A 7,670-nucleotide genomic window follows, 5' to 3' on the forward strand; every position below is an offset into this window, starting at 1 on the left:
ACACCAACATCTACTCCTTGGCCCTGAAAGGAGATCCGGAGGTGGCAGACTATCTGCGAAAGGTGGACAAAATCGGGATTTCCACCATAAGCATTGGAGAGTTGCTTTCAGGGTTCAAGGGCGGAAACAGGGAAGACCAGAATAGGGAGGAACTTGATTTTTTCCTGGATTCTCCCAGGGTTGTTGTACATGCCGTTGATGTAGAGACAGCAGATTTTTATGCCTCCATACTGGACAAGCTCAAAAGCGCTGGCACACCCATCCCAACCAATGACATGTGGATTGCAGCCTCTGCCTTTCAGCACGGATACAAACTCTTTTCCCGGGACAGGCATTTCGAAATGGTGCAAGGTCTGATTCTCGTTGCGCGCTGAGTCTCTCCACGGCGCCTCTTGTTCGGCAAACCAGTATTCCATTTTGTCTCTCCAGAATTGTGTTAATGGTGTTTGACACTTTATTTATAAATATGGCCACCGTAATTTACACTGTCTTGGATTAATTTTATGCAGGATTCGGAGATTTAGTTGTCTCATGTAAACAGATAATTAGTTAGGTCCGACCCGGAAGAAGCTGAACTATTCTCTGTCCAGCACCGAGGATCTGAGTGTGGCTTTTGAGGCTGTTGCTGTATAGAAATTGCGCGGACCGACAGCCGGATAAAAGCGGCGATTTGATGTCAGAACAAGTTATTGGCTCAGGAGACAACCTATGAATTTTTTAGAAAGAATTGAATGGAATCCAAAAGTATGCAACGGAAAGCCAGTCATAAAGGGCACAAGGATACCCCTGGGCATCATTCTGGAACAGATTGCTGAAGGATCTACCTGGGATCAGTTGCTGCGCGACTACCCTGAGTTGAAAAGAGAAGATATTCAGGCGGCCCTGTTTTTTGCCAAGGCGAACATTGAACATTCTGACATGAGAAAAGCACATGTCTGATAGCCTGCGCCTCTATCTTGACCAGAGTCAGTTGTTCGGGTCTGAACCACCCAATATATTGAAAATATTTGAAAAGAGTTCGCTTTTTGCTTGATTGTGAGTCTTAGAACCGCCATTTTGATGTGGAAAAGTAGTTCTAAACGCGATTCCATCCTTAATGCCGTACTGCTGTCTGCCCTGATGCAGGAAAACGTGAACAATAAAGAATTCAAGATCAAGAAGTACTTGGATTGATTTCCAGGAGGGGATATTATGGAGCATCAATTAGTGATTTGTATAAAAAATAAGGGATATGAAGCTTCGTTAGAAGCGAGAAAACTCTACGAGGCAATTCCTGATCCAAAAGCTGAAAAACATCAGCAAATCCGCGTAATCGACGAGTCTGGCAAGGATTATTTATTCCCAAAGGAGCTTTTTGTCATAGTCGAACTTCCAAAACCGGTCGAAGAAGCAATTTTCAGAGAGGCCTAACTCACGATTTGTCCACAACAGTTTCCAGCTGACTGCAGCTTCTCCCTGGTAAGATGCGACTGCAAAAAGTCAGGCAATTAAGAATTCAGGAACAAGTCAATTCTATAAACCTTTGTTTTTACTGATTTCTGTCTCCTGACTCCTGAGACTGAAAAAAGGACTTTTTGCAGTCGCATCCAGTAGAGGTGTGTTGCTTAAAAGTCACTTGTTGACAATATCGGCCAGGGCCTTTTCTATCTCCGGGAACATGTACTCGAATCCGGCCTTCTGCAATACTGCAGGGACGCAGCGCTGACCAGTGAGGAGCATGTCTCCCACTTCGCCGTAAATGATCTTTAAGGCCAGTCCGGGCACCTTGAAAAATGCAGGCCTTTTGAGCACCCTGGACATGGCCCGGGTAAAGTCTTCATTGGTTATTTCCTGGGGGGCGCATACATTTACGGGGCCGGATATGTCCTCTTTTGCGCTCATGAAATGCAGCGCCCGGACCAGGTCCAGGATATGCACCCAGGGGAACCACTGCCTGCCGCTGCCCAGTTTTCCGCCCAGGCCGAGCCTGAATACGGGAAGCATCTGGGCCATGGCCCCTCCGCCGGGTCCAAGGACTGCCGGAAACCTGGACACAACCACCCGGTGCCCGAGTTTTTCCGCTGCCTGGGCAGCTTCCTGCCATTTTACGGCCACGTGGGACAGAAAATCATTTCCCGGTCCGGTACTCTCATCCACCCGTTCATCGCTCCTTGGTCCGTAGTATCCCACTGCATTGGCACAGATGAAAGTCCTGGGTTCCAGGTCCTTCATGGCCGCCACCACGTTGTTGGTGGAATCCACGCGACTGGATTCGATGAGTTTTTTGGACTTGTCGTTCCACCTGGTCATTACCGGGGAGCCCACCAGGTTGATGACCACGTCCGCCTCGCTTACCCGATTCTGCCAGTCACCCTTTTTCAGGGGGTCGCCCTGGACAAGACTGAGCCTGGGCGATTTGTTTTTGACTTTGGATTCGTCCCGAACCAGAGCGGTTACATCCTCTCCCTGCTCAAGGAGAAAATCCAGGAGCTGCTTTCCCACAAAACCGGTTCCACCGAGAATAAAATATTTCATGTCTTTCTCCCTGTCTGTTTATATCCATTTCTGGATGTAGGCATCCACATTGAACTTGCGTCTGCAACCGTTGTAGTTCATGTATCTTACTGTTCCGAAAATTTTCCTTTCTTTCCAGCCCCGGTCATGCACCCCGCCTATGGACCACATTATGCCTGTGTACCCATTGGGGTCTCGGCCATCAAGTTCATACTTGTCATTTAAGTAAATGGCTGTGTCAATGGCCTGTTCAGGGCTTCTGCTCCATTCCAGGATCTTTTTGGCCCAGTACATGCGCATGTAGCCATGCATCTTGCCGCTTTTGACCATTTCAGTCTGGGCCGCGTTCCAGAGGGGATCGTGGGTCAGGCCCTGTTCCAGCGCCTGGGGTTCATAGAGATAATCCCTGCTGTCACTGCGGTGTTTGTCCAGAGTCTTTTGCGCCCAGGCGGGCAGACCCTGGAAATTGTCGTAGTTTTGATTGTAGTGGCAGAAATTGTCCGAAAGTTCCCTGCGTACAATCAGTTCTTCCAGGAAGGCTTCCCTTGACTGTACTGGAGTATCAAGCTGTTTTTTGACCTGCAGGGCTACTCTCTGGGCACTTGTGTGTCCAAAGTGCAGGTAAGGGGACAGGTTGGACAGAACTTGCATGTTGGGGTCGTTTCTTTGTTCATGGTACAGGGAGAGCCTGTGGGCCATGAAATCATCCAGAACTTCGCCTGCACCGGCAGGGCCGGGACTTAGCCACCTCACAGGTGTTATGGTTTTGTCCAGATCCATCTCCTGCAACAGCCCGTCCGGATCAACCCCGGTCCCGGCCTGGGCTGGATATGGATGGGGCTTAACATCCGGGTAGTCTTCAAGAAACTCCTCCAGCTGCCTGTGAATTTTGGGCCGGATGGTCCTGGCGGCATATTCCTGCTTCTGGGATGTGCTCCAGCAGGGGACGATATTGTGGGCATCCACTAAGTGCGCCGGTATGCCTGTTTTGTCCAGGACTGCCTTTTGCCAGGATTTTTTTATTCGCAGGGGGTCAAAATCCATGACCAGAAATGATGCCCGGTGTTTTTCAAGGTATGCAGGCAAAACGAGGCCGGCTTCTCCCCGTACCAGGTCCAGTGGGATATTCAGGCTTTCTGCAACGCCGGCACATTCATGCAGGCCCCTGAGCATAAAGTCGAACTGACGCAGGCCTGCCTGCAAAAACCCGTCCGCCAGGCAAAAAACAATCCTCAGGGGGCGCGAGAGGTGCAGGGCCAGGTCCTGGGCGTGCACCAGGGCCCAGTTGTCCTTTATTCTCTGGTCCCGGCTCATCCAGTAAATGACCGGGCCTGAGTCCTGGTTGCCTGTTCTTATCTCCTGTATTCTACGGGGGTGAACGCGCATGAAAGAGTCCTCGCCGCTTGCAGTTGAATAAAATTATGAATATGAACTACAGGCATGCTTACAATCAAATGTTCCGGCTGTAAAAAAAAACTTTTCAAATACAGAAAGGTGGGCTCCGGAGAAGTCCTGCGCTGCCACAAGAGCCGGATTACCAGGTTTTATGACGGCCTGGAGCAGAAAGGAGGCCTTGCCTGTCCCTGTGGACAGGTGGTGGGCATTGACCAGGGCAGGTTTTACAAGATGAACTCCAGCGCCTTTACTTATACCGGCACCAAGGACAATAAATAGTTACTAAAGTCTCAGATTGCCTGCGGCCAGATCTTCCAGTCCCGAGATATCCAGAAGGGTTACCTTCTTGCCTGCTGTTTCAATGTATTCCTCTTCGTTCATTTTGCGTATCACCCGGGACAGAGTTTCGGGGATGGTGCCCAGAAAGCCGGCCAGCTGGGATTTATTCAGATCCAGGTCGAACTGATCTTTGCCCAGGTTTTCCCTGATGAGCAACAGATGTGTGGCCAGCCTGGCGGGTACCTCCTTGAGGCTCAGTTCTTCCACCTTGCCCACCATGTTCCTCAAGCGCATGGATAAAAGGCCCAGCAGATTCAGGCCCAGGTCAGGGTTTTCGCTGATAAGGCGTCTGAACTGTTTGCGGGGGAAAAAGAGAAGTTTGGTATCCTCAAGACACAGGGCACTGGCAGGAAAGTTTCTGCCTGCAAAAACGGCAACTTCGGCAAAGACCTCCCCGGGACCGAAGATGTGCAGAATATGCTCCTTGCCCAGGGGGGAGGATTTGTAGATTTTTACTTTTCCCTGAACTATCCCGTAAAATCCCTCACCGGGATCGTTTTCCTGGAAAATCATCTGGTTGGCCTTGAAATGTCTGGTACCGGCAATGCCTGAAAGGGCCTTTGTATGCTCCGGCTCTAAGGAAGCAAAGACCGGAAATATGTGCAGGTCTTGGGACATTTACTGGATCTCCTGAACGATTAGATGCAAGATGTATCGAGCTGTTTTGAGGCAATCAGCACCTTAACCCTGAAACCCTGTCATAAAAAATAAGAGAAATTTGTGCTATGGCGCTGGAAATTTCCGACCTCGATGATAAGCGTAAGCATAGACAGTCAAGTGGCCAGGGGTAACTTTTTCGCTTGGGTTGCGGGCATAACCCGCATAGGTTCTTGTCTGTTGTCTTGACTTAAGTCAAGGCATAACAAATATAAAACCTTATCTTGGCTTTCAAGTCAACAGCTTTAAAAAGAAGCGTATGCCAGGCTGGCTGTGCATAATCTGGAGAAAATCACAGAAAAAAGTTGATCCAGAGAATGAGGTATCGTAACATTTAAAAAAAGGAGGTATTTATGAAAGTCGTGAATATATTTGAGGAAGGAACGTTCAGTGACAAGGCCATGAAGAAAAATCTGGTTCACGACAGCCCGTATTTCAGGATTATCAACTTCAATTTCAGGGCCGGGCAGGAACTGCCCATACATTCCCATGAACTTGAAGGCGAACTAAGCATCCAGGTGCTGGAGGGTGAAGGCGAGTACCTGGCAAAGGACAGAACCCTTCCGGCCAGAGCCGGAGATATTCTGGTCTGCGCCATCGAGGAGTCCCACGGTATTCGGGCTGTGACGGATATGCGGGTTCTGGTGACCATTGCCCCGCCAATATAATTGTGGCTTTTTTGGTCAGCGTTGCCGGCAAGCAAAAGCTATCAGGTAACCATTCAGGGGGCACTCAGGTGTAGTTCCTGGCACAAGGTCTTGGGACTGTCCCGCACTTATTTTTTTGATGAACAATTTACAGATGTGAGCGTTAGAAAAATAGGTGCGGGACTGTCCCCGGGCCGATTGAGGCATCCCCTGAATGGTTACGTTACAAGCATCTTCTGTACTTTAAGCCTTGCAGTTATCAAAGGCATAAATATACCAGACAACTTTAAGCAGGGAGGGAGCTTATGCAAGTAATGTTAAAAGACAGAAGTTGCAGGTCAGTAGCATTTTAAAACCAAGGAGGGGGTTATGACAAAGGGAAAAAACCGGCAGAATGGAGCCGGCAGGGCCGCCATACTTATTGCTTTGCTGGCAGGTGTGGCTCTAACCCTGGTTGCCGGGTTTACCTACAGCCACACGGACCAGCCGGAGTTCTGCGGCAGCTGCCATGTAATGTATGAGGCGACCAGAACTCACCAGCAGTCTGTGCATGCGGATCTGAGCTGTAATGAATGCCATGCTCCGCACAGCGCCGTTCCAAAGATGCTGTTCAAGTCCTGGGCCGGTACAAAAGACATGTACAAAAACACTTTTGGAAAGGTTGGCGACGTGATTCAGTCTTCTGACAGGAGCTCAAGGGTTATTAATGACAATTGCACCAACTGTCATGCCATGACCGGTCTTAATGTAGACGCGGACATGGCCAAGGATCAGTGCATAGATTGTCATCGTCAGGTGCCGCATATGCGGTCAACTCCCGTAGCCGAAAGGAGGGTAGCAGATGAGTAAGAAATATCTAAGCTGGGTGCTGGCATTAATGCTTACGTTAGTATTTGCTGGATGCAGCGAGATTCCAGAGGCAGAGACTCCGGACTATGAAACTGATCTCACTGAAGAGGAAGCTGAGCGCAACAGTGCATTTAAAGAATATTTCCCCAAGCAGTACCAGACCTATCAGAGGCTAAAGGCTGAAGATTTTGATTATGGTGAGGGGCAGATGACTGAATATGGCGGATCTGTTGCCCATGAAAAACATCTGTGCGGCGATCTTCCCCAAGCCTACAAGTACTGTCAGCCCTATCTCAAAAACCTTTGGCTGGGATATCCCTTCAGCTACGAGTATAACCGGGCCAGGGGCCATGCCAATGCTGTGCACGACCTTCTGGATATAGACCGCATCAACCGCTACAGTGAAGAAGCAGGCCTGCCTGCTACATGCTACAACTGCAAAAGTAACAAGATGCCCGGGTACATCGAGGAATACGGAGATGACTTCTGGGCCATGGAGTTCCACGATTTCCGGGAAGAACACGATCTGGAGGACCATGCCATCGGCTGCAATACCTGTCATGATCCTGAGGACATGAGTCTGCGCATCACCAGTGTCCCCCTGACCGAGGCCCTGGAAAGACAGGGTGAGGACTGGAGGGATGCTTCCCGCAACGAAATGCGCTCCTTAGTCTGTGCCCAGTGTCATGTAGAATACTACTTTGAGCATGAAGAGATCGGCGTGGCCCAAAAGCCTGTTTTTCCATGGGATAAGGGCAAGAATCCCGATGATATGTATGAATACAAAAAGAGCTTCGGGGTAACTGACCGGGAAGGATTTGAAGGCTGGTTTATTGACTGGACCCACCCGGTTTCGGATACGCCCATGATCAAGGTACAGCACCCGGAATATGAAATGTGGCACGACAGCACCCACGGTGCAGCCGGAGTGGCCTGTGCAGACTGCCATATGCCCTACACCCGCATGGACGGCAAGAAAAAGATCTCCAGTCATTTTCAGACCTCGCCCCTGCGTTCAATGGAGGCCATCGAGAATACCTGTGGACAGTGCCATACCGACAAGTCTGCGGAATACCTTAAAGACCGGGTTATTTATTCCCAGGAAAGGACCTGGGAGCAGCTCATGGAGGCCCAGCGGGAATCCGTGCGGGCACATGAAGCTGTCAGGCTGGCTTCAGAATACGAGGGAGATGTCAGGAATGATTTTGATGATCTCATGATCCAGGCCCGGGAAAGGGTGCGCAAAGGCCAGTGGTTCTGGGACTACGTATCTGCGGAAAACAGCGCCGG

At 49.9% G+C, this 7,670-nt stretch carries 10 protein-coding genes; 7 read left to right on the top strand and 3 right to left on the bottom strand.

The features are described 5' to 3' along the window. From D5S03_RS10725 to D5S03_RS10735, 3 genes are all read left to right on the top strand, one after another. Positions 1-374, top strand: a 374-nt coding sequence (locus tag D5S03_RS10725) for a type II toxin-antitoxin system VapC family toxin (RefSeq protein WP_287043963.1), incomplete at its 5' end; no start/stop codon positions are given. 334 nt (positions 375-708) lie between these two features. Next, positions 709-939 (top strand): DUF433 domain-containing protein, encoded by a 231-nt coding sequence (locus D5S03_RS10730; RefSeq protein WP_008870869.1) that lies wholly within the window; start codon positions 709-711, stop codon positions 937-939. A gap of 252 nt (positions 940-1,191) precedes the next feature. Continuing rightward, positions 1,192-1,410, top strand: coding sequence for a hypothetical protein (locus tag D5S03_RS10735; protein WP_008870868.1), 219 nt, complete (start codon positions 1,192-1,194; stop codon positions 1,408-1,410). A gap of 201 nt (positions 1,411-1,611) precedes the next feature. Here the strand turns inward: D5S03_RS10735 and D5S03_RS10740 are convergent, their stop codons facing one another. Together D5S03_RS10740 and D5S03_RS10745 are read right to left on the bottom strand one after the other, a co-directional pair. Next, positions 1,612-2,514 carry a TIGR01777 family oxidoreductase gene (locus tag D5S03_RS10740; RefSeq protein ID WP_287043965.1) on the bottom strand — a complete coding sequence of 301 codons (903 nt, stop codon included), beginning with the start codon at positions 2,512-2,514 and terminating at the stop codon, positions 1,612-1,614. Positions 2,515-2,532: 18 nt separating this feature from the next. Continuing rightward, positions 2,533-3,879, bottom strand: a complete 1,347-nt coding sequence (locus D5S03_RS10745; RefSeq protein ID WP_008870866.1) for a deoxyribodipyrimidine photo-lyase — start codon at positions 3,877-3,879, stop codon at positions 2,533-2,535. Positions 3,880-3,933: 54 nt separating this feature from the next. Here D5S03_RS10745 and D5S03_RS10750 point away from each other — a divergent pair, with 54 nt between their 5' ends. Continuing rightward, the gene (locus D5S03_RS10750) at positions 3,934-4,167 is read left to right on the top strand and encodes a hypothetical protein (protein ID WP_008870865.1); all 234 of its coding nucleotides are present in this window, start codon (positions 3,934-3,936) and stop codon (positions 4,165-4,167) included. A 3-nt stretch (positions 4,168-4,170) separates the two neighbouring features. Here D5S03_RS10750 and D5S03_RS10755 read toward each other — a convergent pair whose 3' ends face one another. Beyond that, entirely contained in the window at positions 4,171-4,845 is a 675-nt protein-coding gene (locus D5S03_RS10755; protein WP_287043967.1) for a Crp/Fnr family transcriptional regulator, read from the bottom strand. A gap of 392 nt (positions 4,846-5,237) precedes the next feature. On the opposite strand from D5S03_RS10755, the gene D5S03_RS10760 reads away from it, so the two are divergent. From D5S03_RS10760 to D5S03_RS10770, 3 genes are all read left to right on the top strand, one after another. Then, complete coding sequence (locus tag D5S03_RS10760; protein WP_008868718.1) at positions 5,238-5,552, top strand: cupin domain-containing protein; 315 nt, start codon at positions 5,238-5,240, stop codon at positions 5,550-5,552. Positions 5,553-5,900: 348 nt separating this feature from the next. After that, the gene (locus D5S03_RS10765; protein ID WP_008868719.1) at positions 5,901-6,380 is read left to right on the top strand and encodes a NapC/NirT family cytochrome c; all 480 of its coding nucleotides are present in this window, start codon (positions 5,901-5,903) and stop codon (positions 6,378-6,380) included. Next, on the top strand, positions 6,373-7,670 hold a 1,298-nt coding region (locus tag D5S03_RS10770; protein WP_287043969.1), incomplete at its 3' end, for an ammonia-forming cytochrome c nitrite reductase subunit c552. The genes D5S03_RS10765 and D5S03_RS10770, both read left to right, overlap by 8 nt.

Source organism: Desulfonatronospira sp. MSAO_Bac3 (genome assembly GCF_003838035.1).
GTDB lineage: Bacteria > Desulfobacterota > Desulfovibrionia > Desulfovibrionales > Desulfonatronovibrionaceae > Desulfonatronospira > Desulfonatronospira thiodismutans.

Excerpts from the sequence above, each read along its gene's own strand:
- D5S03_RS10745 (WP_008870866.1), bottom strand. The coding sequence starts at position 3,879 with ATGCGCGTTCACCCCCGTAGAATACAGGAGATAAGAACAGGCAACCAG.
- D5S03_RS10760 (WP_008868718.1), top strand. The coding sequence starts at position 5,238 with ATGAAAGTCGTGAATATATTTGAGGAAGGAACGTTCAGTGACAAGGCC.
- D5S03_RS10740 (WP_287043965.1), bottom strand. The coding sequence starts at position 2,514 with ATGAAATATTTTATTCTCGGTGGAACCGGTTTTGTGGGAAAGCAGCTC.
- D5S03_RS10730 (WP_008870869.1), top strand. The coding sequence starts at position 709 with ATGAATTTTTTAGAAAGAATTGAATGGAATCCAAAAGTATGCAACGGA.
- D5S03_RS10750 (WP_008870865.1), top strand. The coding sequence starts at position 3,934 with ATGCTTACAATCAAATGTTCCGGCTGTAAAAAAAAACTTTTCAAATAC.
- D5S03_RS10735 (WP_008870868.1), top strand. The coding sequence starts at position 1,192 with ATGGAGCATCAATTAGTGATTTGTATAAAAAATAAGGGATATGAAGCT.
- D5S03_RS10755 (WP_287043967.1), bottom strand. The coding sequence starts at position 4,845 with ATGTCCCAAGACCTGCACATATTTCCGGTCTTTGCTTCCTTAGAGCCG.
- D5S03_RS10765 (WP_008868719.1), top strand. The coding sequence starts at position 5,901 with ATGACAAAGGGAAAAAACCGGCAGAATGGAGCCGGCAGGGCCGCCATA.